Annotated in this window: 14 protein-coding genes; 11 read left to right on the forward strand and 3 right to left on the reverse strand. The window is 70.6% G+C overall.

Annotated features, from left to right (window positions below):
* Positions 1 to 129: 129 nt before the first annotated feature.
* On the reverse strand, positions 130 to 843 hold the full coding sequence (locus BMW88_RS31010) for a GNAT family N-acetyltransferase (RefSeq protein WP_143116345.1): 714 nt from the start codon (positions 841 to 843) through the stop codon (positions 130 to 132).
* On the opposite strand from BMW88_RS31010, the gene BMW88_RS31015 reads away from it, so the two are divergent.
* The 4 genes from BMW88_RS31015 to BMW88_RS31030 are packed head-to-tail and all read left to right on the forward strand — an operon-like array spanning position 776 to position 5,332.
* Positions 776 to 1,690 carry an ABC transporter ATP-binding protein gene (locus tag BMW88_RS31015; RefSeq protein ID WP_245778173.1) on the forward strand — a complete coding sequence of 305 codons (915 nt, stop codon included), beginning with the start codon at positions 776 to 778 and terminating at the stop codon, positions 1,688 to 1,690. The genes BMW88_RS31010 and BMW88_RS31015 overlap by 68 nt on opposite strands.
* On the forward strand, positions 1,690 to 2,463 hold the full coding sequence (locus BMW88_RS31020; RefSeq protein WP_089957580.1) for an ABC transporter permease: 774 nt from the start codon (positions 1,690 to 1,692) through the stop codon (positions 2,461 to 2,463). The genes BMW88_RS31015 and BMW88_RS31020 overlap by 1 nt, the downstream gene beginning before the upstream one ends.
* A gap of 1 nt (position 2,464) precedes the next feature.
* Positions 2,465 to 3,310, forward strand: a complete 846-nt coding sequence (locus tag BMW88_RS31025) for an ABC transporter permease (protein ID WP_089957583.1) — start codon at positions 2,465 to 2,467, stop codon at positions 3,308 to 3,310.
* Positions 3,311 to 3,370: 60 nt separating this feature from the next.
* On the forward strand, positions 3,371 to 5,332 hold the full coding sequence (locus tag BMW88_RS31030) for a TIGR03960 family B12-binding radical SAM protein (RefSeq protein ID WP_089957586.1): 1,962 nt from the start codon (positions 3,371 to 3,373) through the stop codon (positions 5,330 to 5,332).
* Positions 5,333 to 5,601: 269 nt separating this feature from the next.
* Here the strand turns inward: BMW88_RS31030 and BMW88_RS31035 are convergent, their stop codons facing one another.
* Positions 5,602 to 7,035 carry a S8 family peptidase gene (locus tag BMW88_RS31035; protein WP_177221490.1) on the reverse strand — a complete coding sequence of 478 codons (1,434 nt, stop codon included), beginning with the start codon at positions 7,033 to 7,035 and terminating at the stop codon, positions 5,602 to 5,604.
* Positions 7,036 to 7,240: 205 nt separating this feature from the next.
* On the opposite strand from BMW88_RS31035, the gene BMW88_RS31040 reads away from it, so the two are divergent.
* The 7 genes from BMW88_RS31040 to BMW88_RS31070 all read left to right on the forward strand — a co-directional run bounded on the left by BMW88_RS31040 (position 7,241) and on the right by BMW88_RS31070 (position 15,226).
* Positions 7,241 to 7,966 (forward strand): TIGR03936 family radical SAM-associated protein, encoded by a 726-nt coding sequence (locus BMW88_RS31040; protein ID WP_089957589.1) that lies wholly within the window; start codon positions 7,241 to 7,243, stop codon positions 7,964 to 7,966.
* A 210-nt stretch (positions 7,967 to 8,176) separates the two neighbouring features.
* Positions 8,177 to 11,254, forward strand: coding sequence for a translation initiation factor IF-2 N-terminal domain-containing protein (locus BMW88_RS31045; RefSeq protein WP_089957592.1), 3,078 nt, complete (start codon positions 8,177 to 8,179; stop codon positions 11,252 to 11,254).
* A 252-nt stretch (positions 11,255 to 11,506) separates the two neighbouring features.
* Entirely contained in the window at positions 11,507 to 11,818 is a 312-nt protein-coding gene (gene rplU, locus BMW88_RS31050) for a 50S ribosomal protein L21 (RefSeq protein ID WP_030468121.1), read from the forward strand.
* Positions 11,819 to 11,832: 14 nt separating this feature from the next.
* A complete protein-coding gene (gene rpmA, locus BMW88_RS31055; RefSeq protein ID WP_089957596.1) occupies positions 11,833 to 12,090 on the forward strand; it encodes a 50S ribosomal protein L27 in 258 nt (85 codons plus the stop codon).
* A 145-nt stretch (positions 12,091 to 12,235) separates the two neighbouring features.
* Positions 12,236 to 13,687, forward strand: coding sequence for a GTPase ObgE (gene obgE / locus BMW88_RS31060; RefSeq protein WP_089957598.1), 1,452 nt, complete (start codon positions 12,236 to 12,238; stop codon positions 13,685 to 13,687).
* Positions 13,688 to 13,689: 2 nt separating this feature from the next.
* The gene (proB, locus tag BMW88_RS31065) at positions 13,690 to 14,817 is read left to right on the forward strand and encodes a glutamate 5-kinase (protein WP_089957601.1); all 1,128 of its coding nucleotides are present in this window, start codon (positions 13,690 to 13,692) and stop codon (positions 14,815 to 14,817) included.
* Positions 14,818 to 14,836: 19 nt separating this feature from the next.
* On the forward strand, positions 14,837 to 15,226 hold the full coding sequence (locus BMW88_RS31070; RefSeq protein ID WP_342715256.1) for a VOC family protein: 390 nt from the start codon (positions 14,837 to 14,839) through the stop codon (positions 15,224 to 15,226).
* Here BMW88_RS31070 and BMW88_RS31075 read toward each other — a convergent pair.
* Entirely contained in the window at positions 15,189 to 16,454 is a 1,266-nt protein-coding gene (locus BMW88_RS31075; RefSeq protein ID WP_089957608.1) for an MFS transporter, read from the reverse strand. The genes BMW88_RS31070 and BMW88_RS31075 overlap by 38 nt on opposite strands.
* Between the last annotated feature and the right edge of the window lie 55 nt (positions 16,455 to 16,509).

Below are 16,509 nucleotides of genomic sequence, written 5' to 3' on the forward strand. Positions count from 1 at the left end.
CGGCTCGGCTTCGCCGTCGCTGGCTCGCCTTCGGCTTCGCGGTCGGCTCGGCTTCGCCGTCGCTGGCTCGCCTTCGGCTTCGCGGTCGGCTCGGCTTCGCCATCGCGCTCGCCTTCGGCCTCGCGGGGATCAGGTCCTGCGGCGTGGGCTTGACCCGAGTCCGCCTGGGTTCGAGCCGTTGAGCACGGTGCCCTCGGGGTAGCCGAGCGGCAGGTACATCCAGACGTCGTCCCAACGTTCCTCGCCCACCGCGATCGCGTTCGGCATTCGTCCGCACTCGCGGAAACCGACGTTCTCGTAGAGCTCGATGGCGCCGTGGTTGTTGCCGCGCACTCCGAGCATCGCGATCTCGAACCCCTGCGAGCGGGCGTTCTCCACCAGGCCCTCCACCACGAGCCGGCCCAGGCCGAGCCCTCGGGCGGAGGGGTGGGCCATGATCTGCTGGATCTCGACGCGGTGCCGGAACACGGCGGTGGAGCCTCGGCGCCACAGGCCGATGGCTCGGATGGTGCCGTCCACGAGGGCCGTGGTGAAGGCGGCGTCGCCGTTGGCGGCCTGTTTGAGGACGTCGTCCAGCCAGGCGGAGATCCGGTCGCGAGTGGGCGGGGAGTGGTAGCCGACGGCGCCGCCGGCGGCCACGACGTCGTGCACCACCGCGTGGATCTCGGTGCGCTGGTGCTCGTCGGCCTCGGACAGCCACCGCAGTTCGATCTCCGGCATGGGGCGATCGTAATTGCGTCGAGAATTGTCGGACCTCTTGGCTAACGTCGGGCGGGTGGAGAACCTCGTCGAGGCCAAGGCTCTGACCAAGCACTTCGGGGCGTTCGAGGCCGTGCGCGGCATCGACGTCGAGGTGCGCAGAGGTGAGGCGTTCGGGTTCCTGGGGCCCAACGGGGCGGGGAAGTCGTCGACCATGCGGATGATCTCGTGCGTGTCGGGGCGTTCCGGTGGGGAGCTGAAGGTCCTCGGCATGGATCCCGGCAGGGACGGGCCGAAGATCCGCGCGAGGCTCGGGGTCGTGCCGCAGCTCGACAACCTGGACACCGAGCTCACGGTCCGGCAGAACCTGCAGATCTACGGCAGGTACTTCGGGATGTCGCGGCAGCGGTGCCGGGAGAAGGCCGCCGAGCTGCTGGAGTTCGCGCAGCTCGGGGACAGGGCCGACCACGAGGTCGAGCCGCTGTCCGGCGGCATGAAGCGGCGGTTGACCATCGCCAGGTCGCTGGTCAACGACCCGGAGCTGCTGCTGCTCGACGAGCCCACCACGGGGCTGGACCCGCAGGCGCGGCACCTGCTGTGGGACAGGCTGTTCCGGCTGAAGCAGGACGGCGTCACGCTGATCATCACGACGCACTACATGGACGAGGCCGAGCAGCTGTGCGACCGGCTCGTGGTCATGGACGGCGGGCGGATCGCGGCCGAGGGGTCGCCCAGCGAGCTGATCAGCCGGTACTCCACCAAGGAGGTGCTGGAGCTGCGGTTCCCGCCGGGGGCGCGGAAGCCGGACCTCGAACGGTTCGCCGACAGGGTGGAGGTGCTGCCGGACCGGCTGCTGCTCTACACCCACGACGGTGAGCACGTGCTGGCGAAGGTGCACGAGCAGGGGGTGCAGCCGGTGCAGAGCCTGGTGCGGCGCAGTTCGCTGGAGGACGTGTTCCTCCGGCTCACCGGCCGGACGCTGGTGGACTGATGCAGACGCTGAAGGCCTCCTGGGCCGGCTTCGAGAAGTCGTGGACGTGGTACCGGCGCAACTGGCAGGCCACGGCGGTGTCGGGCTTCGTCACGCCGGTGCTGCTCCTCGTCGCGCTCGGGCTGGGGTTCGGGTCGCAGGTGGAGTCGACGGCGCTGATCGGCGGCGTGCCGTACGTGCAGTACCTCGCACCCGCGCTGGTCGTGGTCACGGCGTTGCAGGGGGCCACGTTCGAGTCGACGTACTCGATCATGTCGCAGTTCCTGTGGCAGAAGTCGTACGTCGCGATGGTGGCCACGCCGATCACGCCCGCGCAGGTGCTCTACTCGCAGATGATGTGGATCGGGTCGCAGCTGTTCGTGCGGTCCGCGGTGTTCGTCGGAGTCGCCGCCCTGCTCGGCGCGGCGGCCGGGCCGGGCATCCTGCTGGCCATTCCCCTCGCGACGTTGGCGGGACTGGCGTTCAGCGCGCCGTTGGTCGCCTACAGCGCGACGTTGGAGAAGCCGGACGCCTTCACCACCATCTTCCGGTTCGTGCTGATGCCGATGACGTTGTTCACCGGCGCGTTCTTCCCGGTCAGCCAGCTACCGGGGTGGTTGCTGCCGCTGGTGTGGCTGACGCCGTCGTGGCACGGCATCGAGCTCGCGCGCGGTGCGGCTTTCGGCACGTTGGACCTGTTACCGGCGTCGGGGCACGTCGCCTACTTGACGGCGCTGGTCGTCGTGGGTGTCGCGTTCGGCGTCCGCTTCTTCCACCGAAGGCTGGCGGTGTGACATGACGCAGACCCTCGACCGCGCCGGCCAGGCGAAACCCGCGAGCGTCGGGTTGCTGTGGCGGGTGATCCCGCCGGGGCTCTACGGCGGGCGCGCCGGCATGCTCGTCGAACGGTCGGTGGTGGTGAACCGGCGGGCCTGGTTCGTGCTGATCGGCGGCGCGTTCGAGCCCATGCTGTTCCTGTGGTCGCTCGGCCTCGGGTTCGGGCAGATGGTGTCGTCGGTGGCCGGACCGGACGGGCGGCCGATCAGCTACGCGGCGTTCGTGGCGCCCGCGCTGCTGGCCGCGAGCGCGATGAACGGGGCGGTGTACGACGCGACGTTCAACGTGTTCTTCAAGTTCAAGTACGTGAAGCTGTACGACGCGATGCTCACGACGCCGATGGGCCCGATGGACATCGCGATCGGCGAGATCTCCTGGGCGCTGCTGCGGGGCGGCCTGTACTCGGCCGGGTTCCTGGCGGTGATGCTCGGGATGGGGCTCATCGTCTCGCCGTGGGCGTTGCTCGCGCTGCCGGTGGCGCTGCTGGTGGCGTTCGCGTTCGCCGCGGTGGGCATGGCGGCGACGACGTTCATGCGGTCGTGGCGGGACTTCGACCTCGTGCAGCTCGCGGTGCTGCCGTTGTTCCTGTTCTCGACGACGTTCTACCCGCTGTCGGTCTACCCGGGCTGGCTGCAGGTGGTGGTGAGCTGGACGCCGCTCTACCACGCCATCGAGCTCATGCGCGGGCTCACGCTGGGCGTGGTCGGCTGGGGCGCGCTCGGCCACGTCGCCTACTTCGCGGTGCTGGCGGCGGTGGGAACGGTGGTGGCGGCGCGGCGGCTGGGGAAGTTGCTGCTGGACTGACCGGCCGGGGTTTCGGCACGCGGCTCGGCTGGGCGCGAGAGGGGCGGTTACTCTGGTCGCGTGAGTGTCGAGTCTGTTTTCCCCAGGTTGGAGCCTCTGCTGCCGCGGATCTCCAAGCCGGTGCAGTACGTCGGCGGGGAGCTCAACGCGACCGTCAAGGACTGGGACGCGGCGTCCGTGCGCTGGGCTTTGATGTACCCCGACGCGTACGAGGTCGGCCTGCCCAACCAGGGCGTCATGATCCTCTACGAAATCCTCAACGAGCTGCCCGACGTGCTCGCGGAGCGCACGTACGCCGTGTGGCCGGACCTCGAGGCGCTCATGCGCGAGCACGGGGTTCCGCAGTTCACGGTGGACGCGCACCGGCCGTTGAAGGCGTTCGACCTGATGGGCATCAGCTTCGCGACGGAGCTGGGCTACACGAACATGCTCACGGCGCTGGACCTCGCGGGCATCCCGATCCACGCGGCCGACCGCACCGAGGACGACCCGATCGTGGTCGCCGGCGGGCACGCGGCGTTCAACCCGGAGCCGATCGCGGACTTCGTGGACGCGGCGGTGCTCGGCGACGGCGAGGAGGCCGTCCTCGAGATCACCGAGATCGTGAAGAACTGGAAGGCGCAGGGCCGCCCCGGCGGCCGCGACGAGGTGCTGACCAGGCTCGCCGAGACCGGTGGCGTCTACATCCCGCGCTTCTACGACGTCGAGTACCTGCCGGACGGCCGCATCCAGCGCGTGGTGCCGAACCGCGACCGAGTGCCGTACCGCGTGTTCAAGCGCACGACGATGGACCTCGACGCGTGGCCGTACCCGAAGCAGCCGCTGGTGCCGCTCGCCGAGAGCGTGCACGAGCGGATGAGCGTCGAGATCTTCCGCGGCTGCACCCGCGGCTGCCGCTTCTGCCAGGCGGGCATGATCACCCGCCCGGTGCGCGAGCGGTCCATCGAGGGCATCGGCGCGATGGTCCAGAAGGGCCTGGAGGCGACCGGCTTCGAAGAGGTCGGCCTGCTGTCGCTGTCCAGCGCCGACCACAGCGAGATCGCCGAGATCACCAAGGGTCTCGCCGACCGCTACGAGGGCACCAACACGGGCCTGAGCCTGCCCAGCACGCGCGTTGACGCGTTCAACGTCGACCTCGCGAACGAGCTGTCCCGCAACGGCAGGCGCTCCGGCCTCACCTTCGCGCCCGAGGGCGGCAGCGAGCGGATGCGCCGCGTCATCAACAAGATGGTGTCCGAGGAGGACCTCATCCGGACGGTGTCGGCGGCGTTCTCCAACGGCTGGCGGCAGGTCAAGCTGTACTTCATGTGCGGCCTCCCCACAGAGGAGGACGAGGACGTCCTGCAGATCGCGGAGATGGCCAAGAACGTCATCCGCGCGGGACGTCAGGCCAGCGGCCGCAACGACATCCGCTGCACCATCTCGATCGGCGGGTTCGTGCCCAAGCCGCACACGCCGTTCCAGTGGGCCGCGCAGTGCGACCCGGACACGGTCGACGACCGGCTGCGCAAGCTCCGCGAGGCCGTCAACTCCGACCGCAGCCTCGGCCGCAACATCGGCATGCGCTACCACGACGGCAAGCCCAGCCTGATCGAAGGCCTGCTCAGCCGCGGTGACCGCCGCGTCGGCAAGGTCATCGAGGCCGTGTGGCGCGACGGCGGCCGGTTCGACGGCTGGACCGAGCACTTCTCCTACGAGCGCTGGACGACCAAGGCCGCCGAGGCCCTGGAGCCCTTCGGCGTCGACCTCGCCTGGTTCACCACCCGCGAGCGCGAGGAGCTGGAGGTCCTGCCCTGGGACCACCTCGACTCGGGCCTCGACAAGGAATGGCTCTGGGCCGACTGGCAGGACGCGCTCGACGAGCGCGAGCAGGACGACTGCCGCTGGACCCCGTGCTTCGACTGCGGCGTCTGCCCGGCCATGGGCACGGACATCGAGGTCGGTCCGACGGGCCGCAAGCTGCTGCCGATCTCGCCGGTCGGCGTCGGCTCGCCGGTGAAGAACCCCGCGCTCACGCCGTGACGCCGGGCCGCCCCTGTGTCCTGGTGTGACGCGGGGGCGGGCCGGTCGAGCGCGTCACCAGATGCCGGCGGCGGTGTCCGTGGCCGGGCGTGTCGTGGGACGGCAGACAGCGATCTCCGCCCCTGGGCGCGTCGTGGGACGAGCTGTTGCACCGGCCGTGCCCGTGGCCTCGGCCGTGCCCGAGACCTGGCAGCTCACCCTTCCAGGTGAAGATCCCAGCCACGACGGACCGGCCGAGCACACCACCGACGCCCGGCGGAAACCGGCGGTCACTTGGTGACGGCGGCCAGCGCGTCCACGAGCCCATGGCCGTAGAACGAGTTGTACTCCGAGTAGCCGGTGCAGAAGGCGTCCTGCACACCCGTCCCGTTCAGGTCGTAGTCCGCCGGGCAGGCCAGCGTCTCCGCCTGCGCGTTCAGCATGCGGCCCAGCGACACCGCGTCGGTCTCGGGGTGCGTCGACGCGATCAGCGCCGCCACGCCGGACACGTGCGGGGCCGCCATCGAGGTCCCGCACGAGTAGTCGTACCCGGCAGGCACGGTCGAGAGCACGCAGCCGGTCGGCGTGCGGGAGTCACCGCCCGGTGCGGTCACGTCGATCGCGCCCAGCCCGTAGGAGCTGTACCCCGCCTTGGTCTTGGTCGAGTCCACGGCCGACACGCCGACCACGTTCTTGAGCTGCGCCGGCAGCACCACGCAGGTCGAGTCGACCGGACGCGTCTGCGCGTCGCCGTTCGTCGGCGACAACGAGTCGCGACCGGGCCGGGAGAGGTCCGCGGCGTTGTTGCCGGCGGCGGCGACGTTGAGCACGTTGCGCGAGGTGGCGTAGTCGACGGCACGGCGCACGGCCTCGTAGATCACGCGCTGACCGGGCGCGCTCTGGCACGTGAACAGGTATGGGTCGATGAAGTAGCTGTTGTTCGTGATGGTCATGCCCTGTGCGGCGGCCCACATGAACCCGCACACCGCGTACTCGGGGTAGATGAAGCCTTCGTCGTCGACGACCTTCACGGACGCGATGCGCACACCCGGTGCGACGCCCGTGGTGCCGCGGCCGTCGTTCGCGGCGGCGATGGTGCCGGCGACGTGCGTGCCGTGGGGTGAGGTCGTCGGCGTCCACGCGGCCGGTGCCGTGTCGGGCCTGCCGGTCAGGCAGCCGGCGGACAGCTCGGGGGCCAGCGCGTCCACGAGGTCCGGGTGACGGGCGTCGACGCCGGAGTCCAGCACGCCCACGACGACGGACTTGGAGCCCGTGGTGATCTCGTGCGCGGCCGGCACCTTGATGAGATCCATGTCCCATTGTTCGCCGGATCGGGCGCCGGCGGGCCGCAGCAGCTCCGTGTCGTCCTTCTTGCGCTTCGCCGGCCGCTTGGTCGCGATGCTCTCGGCCTGGGCGCTGTAGGCGCGTTGCGGGCCGATCCGCTTCAGGAACGACGGGTCCGGCGACGTCGCGACGGCGACCGAGATCTCGGGGTAGAAGACGGTGGTGGCGCCGCAGGCCCTTGCGATCTCCGCGTCCGCCATCGCAGGGGTTGTGAGCTGCGAGAACACCACGAGGTAGCGCAGCAGCGGGCCGGGCTGGATGCACTCGGGAGCCGCCGGGGCCACCTCGGGTTGCGCGGTCGCGGGCAGGGACGGCGCCAAGCACCCGGCCGCGAGCAGCGCGATGATCGCCGCCGCTCGTGCGCGGTGGAGCAGAGGCACCAGGGACCTCCAGGTTGGCGAGGCGTCCAGTCAGCCGGACCGTAACCACGCGCAACGATCTAGACAAGCTGAACGTTCTGAATCAGGTTCACGGTACCGTCCTGGTGGACGAACAGCCTGCGCCGATGGGACCGCTCACCCGTCGGAACACCCCTCGGGAGCACCACTGAGCCGTCAGCAGCCCCACAACCCGTCTGCCGCAGCCGTGCAGAAACTGCGCCTCCGCTACACCAAGCGGGGGAGGTTGCGCTTCACTTCGCACCGCGACATCGCACGCACGTTCGAACGTGCGCTGCGCCGGGCAGGTGTGCCCATGGCGTACTCGCAGGGCTTCAGCCCTCACCCGAAGGTGTCGTGGGTGGGAGCCGCGCCGACCGGCGTCGCCAGCGAGGCCGAGTACGTCGAGGTGTCGGTGGTCGAGCGGGTCGATCCCGCGGCGCTCAAGGCCGCGCTCGACGAGGCGCTGCCACCGGGCATCGACGTGGTCGACATCGTCCAGGCGAACGGGGGCAACCTGACCGAGCGCATCGACGCGAGCGAATGGCGCATCGAGCTCGACGGGGTCGAGCCCGAGCGGCTCGCGGAAGCGGTGAGCGCGTTCCTCGCGGCCACCTCCGTGGAGGTCGAGCGCCTCACCAAGGACGGCAAGAAGATCGTCGACGTGCGGCCCGCCGTCGTGTCGGCCCTGGTCGAACCTCGTTCGAGCGACGCCGGACACGATGGGGCCGGATTGTCACAACCGTGTGGGATACTCATGACGGTCGTGCGGCAGGTAACGCCTACCGTCCGACCCGACGACGTGCTGAATGCGCTTCGTGTCGTCGCCGACCTCGTGCCGCCCGTACCTGCGAGAGCAACCCGGATGGCGCAGGGGCGGCTCGACGACGAAGGCAGGCTGGTGGACCCGCTCCAGCAGGACAGGGAGTCCTGACGAGCGACTGGTCGGCCGGCCCGCGACGCAAACAGGAGGAGCGACGCTGACAGCGGCGTCGTCGTGGGACCTGCGCAAGCGTGCGCCCGGTGAGGCGCCACGCCACTGCGCGCGAGGCAAGGATTCCCGCCGCGAGCAGCGGTGGAGAGACAAGAGAGGCCCCTGCGCGGCCGCGTCCTCACGGGACGCGCCCGGGGGTGGAGGAGCTGCATGTCGAACACGGAAAAGCCCGCCGGTGGCACCGGCGGGCAGGGTGTGGTTTCCGCGCGCCCTGAACTCGCGGACCTGCCCGAGAAGTTGCGGGTGCACGCGCTGGCGAAGCTGCTGGACGTCAGCAGCAGAGACGTGATGACGGCGCTGGCTGACCTCGGTGAGGTCGCCCGCAGCGCGCAGTCGAGCGTGAGCCGCGACGTCGCGCTGAAGGTCGCCGAGACGCTGCTGGACTGGGACGACGTGGTCACCGGTGAGGTCACCGAGGACTACGAGCCGCCCGCGGTCCCGGCGTTCGAGGCGCCGGCGCTCGCGCCGGTCTTCGCCGCGCCGAGCGCGGTGTTCCTGCCGCCGACGCCGGTCGAGCGCCCGAAGGCGCCCGCGCCGGTCTTCGTCGTGCCGGAGGAGCCTGTCGAGGAGGAGAAGTCCGTCGGCGAGATCGCCGCGGACGAGCTCGACGCCGCCGAGGCCGAGGCTGAGGTCGACGGGGACGACGAGAACGACAGCCGTCGTCGTCGCCGCCGCGGCCGTCGTGGCCGCGGCCGCGGCAAGGGCGCCGACGCCGAGTCCGGTGGCGAGGACGCCGAGGAGGGCCAGGCGGACGACGCCGAGGCCACCGCGGAGACCGACGCCGCCGACGAGACCCCCGACGACGAGGGCGACGACGGTTCGACCCGCCGTCGCCGCCGTCGCCGCCGCCGCAAGACCGGCGCGGACGAGGAGGTGCTCGCCGAGGACGACCCGCCGAACACGGTCGTGCACGTGCGGGACGCCCGCGACGACAAGGCCGACTCCGAGGCCGCGCAGAGCGAGGTGCGCAGCATCCGCGGCTCGACGCGCCTCGAGGCCAAGCGCCAGCGCCGCCGCGACGGTCGCGAGGCTGGCCGCCGCCGCGCCCCGGTGCTCACCGAGGCCGAGTTCCTGGCCCGCCGCGAGGCCGTGGCCCGCACGATGGTCGTGCGCGAGCGCGGCGACCGCACCCAGATCGGCGTCCTCGAGGACGGCGTGCTGGTCGAGCACTTCGTCACGGCGTCGGGCAGCGGCTCGATCGTGGGCAACGTCTACCTCGGCCGCGTGCAGAACGTGCTGCCGAGCATGGAGGCCGCGTTCATCGACATCGGCCGCGGCCGCAACGCCGTGCTGTACGCCGGTGAGGTCGACTGGGACGCCGCCGGTCTCGAGGGCAAGTCGCGCAAGATCGAGCAGGCGCTCTCGAGCGGCGACTCCGTGCTCGTCCAGGTCACCAAGGACCCGGTCGGCCACAAGGGCGCCCGCCTCACCACGCAGATCAGCCTGCCCGGCCGCTTCCTGGTCTACGTGCCGGGCGGCGGCGCCACGGGCATCAGCCGCAAGCTGCCGGACAACGAGCGCAAGCGCCTCAAGGACATCCTCAAGAGGGTCGTCCCCGAGGACGCCGGCGTGATCATCCGCACCGCCTCGGAGGGCATCTCCGAGGAGGAGCTCGGCCGCGACGTCACCCGGCTGCAGGCGCAGTGGAAGGTCATCAAGGAGAAGTCCGAGAGCACCTCCACCAAGGCGCCGACGCTGCTCTACGAGGAGCCGGACCTGCTGGTGAAGGTCGTCCGCGACCTGTTCACCGAGGACTTCGCCCAGCTCGTCGTCCAGGGCGACGAGGCGTGGGACGTCATCGACGGCTACGTCCGCCACGTGGCGCCGGACCTGCAGGACCGCCTGAAGAAGCACGTCGGCAACAACGACGTGTTCGTCGAGTACCGCATCGACGAGCAGCTGATGAAGGCGCTCGACCGCAAGGTCTGGCTGCCCTCGGGCGGCTACCTGATCATCGACCGCACCGAGGCGATGACGGTCATCGACGTCAACACCGGCAAGTTCACCGGTTCCGGCGGAAACCTCGAGGAGACCGTCACCCGCAACAACCTGGAGTCGGCGGAGGAGATCGTCCGCCAGCTCCGGCTGCGCGACATCGGCGGCATCATCGTCATCGACTTCATCGACATGGTGCTGGAGTCCAACCGCGACCTGGTGCTGCGCCGCCTGACCGAGTGCCTCGGCCGCGACCGCACGCGCCACCAGGTGGCCGAGGTCACCTCGCTGGGCCTGGTGCAGATGACGCGCAAGCGGGTCGGCACCGGTCTGCTGGAGGCGTTCAGCCAGACGTGTGAGCACTGCCGCGGGCGTGGCGTGGTCGTGTCCACCGAACCGGTGCACTCGCACGGCGGTGGCAACGGCAACGGCGGTGCCCAGCAGCAGCCGCAGGGCGGTGGCCGCAAGTCGCGCCGCAACAAGGGTGGCGGCGAGCACGCCGCCGATGTCGCCGAGACCACCGAGGTCGTCGAGGCCGCCGTCGAGGCGCCGGTCGAGCCCGAGGTCCTCGAGGTCGTCGAGCCGGGTGAGCCGGAGGACACCTCCGAGGACGTCGTCGCGGCGGACCAGGACCACGAGGGCCACGGCGGCCGCCGTCGGCGCCGTCGTCGCCGGGACAAGGAGCCGCAGACGACCGTCGACGCGCTCGTGGCGGCGGAGCAGGACCTCAACGGCACGGTGCCGCACGAGGTCGCCGAGGACCCCGCGCCCGTCGAGCTCGAGCCCGTCGTCGAGCCCGTCGTCGAGACCCCGGCGGAGGAGCCTGCCGCCGCGGTGATCGAGGAGGCGGCCGAGGAGCTCGTCGAGCCGGTGCCCGTCGAGGAGCCGGTCGCCGAGAGGCCGCTGGTCACCGGGCGGATCGGCGCGCAGCTGCCCCGGCCGGTGGCCGAGCCCGGCCAGGCGCAGCCCGTCGTGACGGGCCGCATCGGGTCGCAGCTGCCCAAGCCGGCCGCCGAGCCCGAGCAGGAGCCCGCGGCGGTCCCCCCGCCGGTCTCCGAGCCCGAGCCGGTCGCGCAGGCCCCGGTGGCCCCCGCAGGGCCTCCCGCGGCCCGTCCGCGGCGTCGTGCGGCCAAGCGTCCCGCCGGTGCGCCGGTGGCTCCCGCGGCGGCCGCTCCGGTGGTCGTCGAGGTGCCGAAGCAGCCCGAGGTCGAGATGCCCGCACCGGTGGTCACCACCACCCGCAGGCGCCGCGCCGTGTCGCGGCCCGCGGGACCGCCGGTCCAGGAGGACTGACGCGAGACGAGTGAGACCGGGGTCGCCTGCGGGCGGCCCCGGTTTTTCGTTGTGCCAGACCGGTTGTGAGCAACCACGCAGCCTGCGCGAACGCGATCGGGGCACCCCGGTTTGCTCCGGCGGTACCCACTCCCGTAACCTTGAGGACGGCCCGCCATCCGACGGGTCCTGTCGTGTGCCCCCTCTGGTGATTTACCCAGAATGGGTGGCGCATGGCCCGTCACCATCGAGTAGCAGGAGACTTCCGTCCTGATGTACGCGATCGTCAAGACCGGCGGCAAGCAGTACAAGGTCGCTGTCGGCGACATCGTCGAGGTCGAGAAGCTCGAGGGCGAGCCGGGCACCGAAATCTCCCTCCAGACGCTGCTCGTGGTCGACGGCACTGACGTCACCGCTGACGCGGCGGCTCTGGAGAAGTTCTCGGTGACCGGCAAGGTCGTCGAGCACACCAAGGGCCCCAAGATCCGCATCCACAAGTTCAAGAACAAGACCGGCTACCACAAGCGACAGGGTCACCGTCAGAAGCTGACCCGCGTCGAGGTCACCGGCATCACCGGTAAGTGAGGACCTGACTTCTCATGGCACACAAAAAGGGTGCGTCCAGTTCCCGCAACGGCCGTGACTCCAACCCCCAGTACCTGGGTGTGAAGCGGTTCGGCGGTCAGGTCGTCAAGGCCGGCGAGATCCTGATCCGCCAGCGCGGCACCAAGTTCCACCCCGGCGTCGGCGTCGGCATCGGCAAGGACGACACGTTGTTCGCCCTGCAGCCGGGTTCGGTGGAGTTCGGCATGAAGCGCGGTCGCAAGACCGTCAACATCGTTCCGGTCGCGGTCTGAGGAAGACCGCTCCGCGAACGTAGTCAGACACCTCAGCGAGGGGCGGGACCGGTCAACCGGCTCGCCCCTCGCTGTTTTGTGAAACAGAGTTGTGTGTACGCGCCATGTCCGCGCGCGTACATGGCGTTTGAGAGGAAGTAGTTCCGTGGCCCGCTTCGTAGACCGGGTGGTGATCCACGCTGCCGCCGGCAACGGGGGCAACGGTTGCGCTTCCGTGCATCGCGAGAAGTTCAAGCCGCTCGGCGGCCCGGACGGCGGCAACGGCGGCAAGGGCGGCGACGTCATCCTCGTCGTCGACTCCCAGGTGCACACCCTGCTCGACTTCCACTTCCGCCCGCACGCCTCCGCCACCAGCGGCAAGGCGGGCGCCGGCGCGAACCGCGACGGCGCGAACGGCGAGGACCTGATCCTGCGCGTCCCGGACGGCACCGTGGTGCTGACCGAGGACGGCGAGATCCTCGCCGACCTCGTCGGCGAGGGCACCCAGCTCATCGCCGCCGCCGGTGGCCGTGGTGGCCTCGGCAACGCCGCGCTCGCGTCCAAGGCGCGCAAGGCCCCCGGTTTCGCGCTGCTCGGCGAGCCGGGCGAGACGCGCGACCTGGTGCTGGAGCTCAAGTCCGTCGCGGACGTCGGTCTGCTCGGCTTCCCGTCGGCCGGCAAGTCGTCGCTGATCTCGGTGCTGTCGGCGGCCAAGCCGAAGATCGCCGACTACCCGTTCACCACGCTGGTGCCGAACCTCGGCGTGATCACCGCGGGCGACACCATCTTCACGATGGCGGACGTCCCCGGCCTGATCCCCGGCGCCTCGCAGGGCAAGGGGCTCGGCCTCGACTTCCTGCGCCACATCGAGCGCACCGCCGTTCTCGCGCACGTCGTCGACTGCGCGACGTACGAGGCCGGCCGCGACCCGATCGCGGACATCGACGCGCTGGAGAACGAGCTCGCGGAGTACACCCCGGCGCTCGGCGGCAACTTCGAGGACCGCCCGCGCGTGGTGATCCTCAACAAGGTCGACATCCCGGACGCCCAGGACCTCGCCGACATCGTCCGCCCGGAGATCGAGGCCCGCGGCCTGCCGGTCTTCGAGGTGTCGACCGTCTCCCGCAAGGGCCTGCGCGAGCTGACGTTCAAGCTGGCCGAGGTCGTGCGCGAGTACCGCGAGGCCCAGCCGAAGAAGGAATCGACCCGCGTCGTGCTGCGGCCGACCGCCGTGGACGACGAGGGCTTCACCGTGACCGAGGACCCCTCGGTCGAGGGTGGCTTCATCGTGCGGGGCGACCGCCCCGAGCGCTGGATCCGCCAGACCGACTTCTCCAACGACGAAGCCGTCGGTTACCTCGCGGACCGCCTGCACAGGCTGGGCGTCGAGGACAAGCTCGTGAAGATGGGCGCCATCCCCGGCTGCCAGGTCACCATCGGCGACCTGGTGTTCGACTGGGAGCCGACGACCCCGGCCGGTATCGCGATGACGATGACCGGGCGTGGCACGGACGTCCGCCTCGAGCGCAACGACCGCATCGGCGCCACCGAGCGCAAGGCCCTGAAGAAGGCCCGCCGCGCACCCGGAGACTACGGCGACGACTTCGACGAGGAGTAACGGTGACGGCCCCCGTGGTCTCCCAAGCTCGTACCGCGATCGCCTCGGCGAGCCGGATCGTGGTGAAGGTCGGTTCTTCCTCCCTGACGACGGCCGCGGGCGGCCTCGACCCGGCGCGTCTCGACGCGCTGGTCGACGCCCTCGCCGCCAGGGCCGCCGCGGGCAGCCAGGTCGTGCTGGTGTCGTCCGGTGCGATCGCGGCCGGGCTGGCGCCGCTGAAGCTGTCCCGCCGCCCGCGTGACCTCGCCACCCAGCAGGCCGCGGCCAGCGTCGGCCAGCTCACGCTGGCGCACGCCTACGCGAACTCGTTCGGGCGCTACTCGCTGACGGTCGGGCAGGTCCTGCTGACCGCCGACGACGTGGTGCGGCGCTCGCACTACCGCAACGCGCAGCGCACGTTCGACCGCCTGCTGGCCCTGGGCGCGGTGCCGGTCGTGAACGAGAACGACACCGTCGCCACCGAGGAGATCCGCTTCGGCGACAACGACCGGCTCGCCGCGCTCGTCGCGCACCTGACCGGCGCGGACGCGTTGTTCCTGCTGTCCGACGTGGATGCTCTCTACTCGGGCGATCCGCGCGAGCCCGGTGCGGTGCGCATCTCCGAGGTGGCCTCGGCCTCCGACGTGGACGGTGTGCGGGCCGGTACCGCCGGCGCGTCCGGGCTCGGCACCGGCGGCATGGCCTCCAAGCTCGCCGCTGCCCGGCTGGCGTCCTCTGCGGGCATCCCGGTGCTGCTGACCGGTGCCGCCGAGGCGCACCGCGCCCTGACCTCCGCCGACGTCGGCACGGCGTTCGCCGCCACGGGTCCGCGCCTCACCGCGCGCCGCTTCTGGCTCGGCTACGCGACCGACGCGAACGGCCGCCTGCACCTCGACGACGGCGCGGTCGCCGCGGTCGTCGGGAGGCGGCGGTCGTTGCTGGCGGCGGGGATCACCGGTGTGGACGGCGACTTCGAGGCGGGCGACGTCGTGGAGCTGGTCAGCCTCGCGGGCGAGGTCGTGGCCCGCGGCGTGGTCGGCTACGACTCCGCCGAGCTGCCGTCGCTGGTCGGCCGCAAGACCCACGACCTGCCGGAGGAGCAGCGCCGCGAGGTCGTGCACGCGGATGATCTGGTGCCGCTGCACCGCTAATGTCGGTCGCATGGCCCGGATGCACGACGTTGTCATCGACTGCGCCCATCCCGCGTCGCTCGCCCGGTTCTGGGCGCAGGCGCTCGACGACCACGAGATCGCGCCGTACGGCGACGTCGAGCTGGCCCGGTTGCGCAGCATGGGGATCGACGATCCCGAGGACGACCCGTCGGTGTTGCTCGACGGGTCGCCGCGGTTCTTCTTCAACCGCGTGCCGGAGCCGAAGACGGTGAAGAACCGCGTGCACGTCGACCTGTGGTGCGACGACGTCGAGGCCGAGGTGGAGCGGCTCGTCGGCCTGGGTGCCTCGGTGGTGAGCCGCGACGGCATCTGGTTCGTGCTGAGCGACCCGGAGGGCAACGAGTTCTGCCTCAGCTCAACCGAACACCCCTTGTCTCCGGAAGCGTGAGCACCACCAGGAACGTGATCACCGCGCTCACCGCGACGTACCAGAAGAACACGGTTCCGCCGACTGCCTGGATGACCAGCGGGGCCGTGCCGCCGAACAGCGCGACGGTGAGGTTGTACCAGGCGCCGATGCCGAGCCCGCGCAGCTCGGTCGGGAACAGCTCGCTCATGATCGCGGGCGCGATCGACGTGAGCGCCGTGTAGAGCCCGAGCCCGACGGCGAACACGACCACGAGGTTCGCGAGCCCCGGTTGGACCAGTGTCGAGAGCGGCACGACGAACAGGGCCATCGCCGCGGACCACACCAGCATCTGCGGTTTGCGGCCGTAGCGGTCGGCGAGCCAGCCCATCGGGTACTGCAGCGCGATGAACACGACCGTGCCGATCGACAACGCCAGGAACACGTCGATGTCGTTGGCGCCCTTGGTCTTCACGGCGAACGGCGTGAGCGCCGAGAAGAACGTGTAGAAGCTCAGCGTGGAGAGCAGCGTGACGCCGATGAGCTGGCCGACGGCTTTCGGGTGTTCTTTGAGCGTGGTCAGCAGCGGGTTGCGCAGGCTTTCCGCCTTGGCCCGGTTCTCCTCGAACTGCTCGGTCTCCTTGAGCTCGCGTCGCAGCCACAGCCCGATCAGGCCGAGCACGCCGCCGATCAGGAACGGCACGCGCCAGCCGTAGGAGGCCATCGCGGCCTTGTCGAGGTTGCGGGACAGGAAGAATCCCAGCAGCGACGCGATCAGCACCGCCGCGCCGGTCGAGATGTAGAAGAACGACGAGTAGCGGCCGCGGTGCCCGGCGGGCGCGATCTCGGCGAGGTAGGCCGACGCGTTCGAGACCTCCCCGCCCAGCGCCATGCCCTGGGCGATGCGGGCGAGCACCAGCAACGCCGGGGAGAGCCATCCGACCTGCTCGAACGTCGGCAGCAGGCCGATCACGACGGAACCGCCGGACATCAGCACGATCGTCAGCAGCATCGCGGTGCGGCGGCCCCTGAGGTCGGCGAACCGCCCGAGCAGGTAACCGCCGAGCGGGCGGAAGAAGAAGGCGAGCGCGAACGTGGCGAGCGTGCTCAGCAGAGCGGCGGTCTCGTTGCCGGAAGGGAAGATCTGCGTGGCGAAGTAGATGCTGAACGCCGTGTAGATGCCCCAGTCGTACCACTCCACCGCGTTGCCCGCGGAGGAGGCGACAAGGGTGCGCACGGGCAGTCGATGCTTCTCCGATGTAACCGCCATGGAGGCACCCAATCACATACGGCGACGGAGTGGAGTACATGTCCCGTCGTTGATA

Source organism: Lentzea xinjiangensis (assembly GCF_900110955.1).
GTDB classification, from domain to species: Bacteria; Actinomycetota; Actinomycetes; order Mycobacteriales; family Pseudonocardiaceae; genus Lentzea; species Lentzea xinjiangensis.

Excerpts from the sequence above, each read along its gene's own strand:
- BMW88_RS31020 (WP_089957580.1), top strand. The coding sequence starts at position 1,690 with ATGCAGACGCTGAAGGCCTCCTGGGCCGGCTTCGAGAAGTCGTGGACG.
- BMW88_RS31075 (WP_089957608.1), bottom strand. The coding sequence starts at position 16,454 with ATGGCGGTTACATCGGAGAAGCATCGACTGCCCGTGCGCACCCTTGTC.
- rpmA (WP_089957596.1), top strand. The coding sequence starts at position 11,833 with ATGGCACACAAAAAGGGTGCGTCCAGTTCCCGCAACGGCCGTGACTCC.
- rplU (WP_030468121.1), top strand. The coding sequence starts at position 11,507 with ATGTACGCGATCGTCAAGACCGGCGGCAAGCAGTACAAGGTCGCTGTC.
- BMW88_RS31045 (WP_089957592.1), top strand. The coding sequence starts at position 8,177 with ATGTCGAACACGGAAAAGCCCGCCGGTGGCACCGGCGGGCAGGGTGTG.
- BMW88_RS31010 (WP_143116345.1), bottom strand. The coding sequence starts at position 843 with ATGCCGCGCACGGCCTCGAACGCCCCGAAGTGCTTGGTCAGAGCCTTG.
- BMW88_RS31070 (WP_342715256.1), top strand. The coding sequence starts at position 14,837 with ATGCACGACGTTGTCATCGACTGCGCCCATCCCGCGTCGCTCGCCCGG.
- BMW88_RS31025 (WP_089957583.1), top strand. The coding sequence starts at position 2,465 with ATGACGCAGACCCTCGACCGCGCCGGCCAGGCGAAACCCGCGAGCGTC.